Consider the following 1,187-nt stretch of genomic DNA (forward strand, 5'->3'; position numbering starts at 1 on the left):
TGTCATTATAACCTTTCAGATTCAGACCACATTCGTAACCTTTCGTTACTTCTTTAACATCATCTTTGAAACGTTTCAAACTTTCAAGTTCCCCATCGAATTTAACAATACCGTCTCTTAACAAACGTACTTTAGACTGTCTCGTTACTTTTCCGGTAAGAACCATACAACCTGCAATTGTTCCTACTTTAGAAATCTTGAAAACCTCACGGATTTCAACATTACCAATCACCTGCTCTTGAATTTCCGGAGAAAGCATTCCCTCCATCGCTTCTTTTACCTCATCAATTGCTTTATAGATTACAGAATACGTTCTGATTTCAATTTCCTCACGATCTGCAAGTTCTTTAGCATTAGCACCTGCTCTCACGTTAAATCCAATGATAATAGCATCGGATGCTGCGGCTAAGTTGATATCAGATTCTGTAATCTGTCCAACACCTGAGTGAAGAATTTTAACACTGATTTCTTCTGTTGATAATCTTTGTAACTGATCAGAAAGAGCTTCTACAGAACCATCCACGTCTCCTTTAAGGATAATGTTCAATTCTTTGAATTCTCCTAAAGCAATACGTCTACCCAATTCTTCAAGGGTTGTATGCTTCTTGGTTCTGATTGATAATTCTCTCTGTAGCTGCTCTCTCTTATTGGCAATTGCTTTACCTTCACTTTCATCAGCATACACACGGAATTTATCACCTGCAGTAGGCGCTCCATCCAAACCTAAGATTGTTGCAGGAATTGATGGCCCTGCTTCTTTTAGATTTTTTCCTCTTTCATCAAGCAAAGCTTTTACTTTACCATGATTTTTACCTGCTACTACATAATCACCTACTCTTAAAGTTCCGGTCTGTACCAACATTGTTGCTACATAACCTCTACCTTTATCTAAAGATGCTTCAATAACAACTCCGTTTGCTGCACGGTCAGGATTCGCTTTCAACTCAAGCATTTCAGCCTGTAATAAAACTTTTTCCAACAATACATCTACGTTATTACCGAATTTAGCCGAGATCTCCTGTGCCTGAACATTTCCACCCCATTCTTCTACTAAAACCGGCGGATTTAATCCTGATAACTGCTGACGGATGTTGTCCGGGTTTGCATTCGGCTTATCTACTTTGTTGATAGCAATAATCATTGGTACTCCTGCAGCCTGTGCGTGAGCAATTGCTTCTTTTGTTTGT

Annotated in this window: 1 protein-coding gene; it reads right to left on the bottom strand. The window is 38.9% G+C overall.

Going from position 1 to position 1,187, the window contains the following annotated elements; translation table 11 throughout:
- The coding region (gene infB / locus GB932_RS21990; protein ID WP_156758915.1) for a translation initiation factor IF-2 at positions 1 to 1,187 on the bottom strand (1,187 nt) is incomplete at both ends.

The sequence above is a fragment of the Microbacterium karelineae genome, assembly GCF_009745985.1.
In the GTDB taxonomy this organism is placed as follows: Bacteria; Actinomycetota; Actinomycetes; order Actinomycetales; family Microbacteriaceae; genus Microbacterium; species Microbacterium karelineae.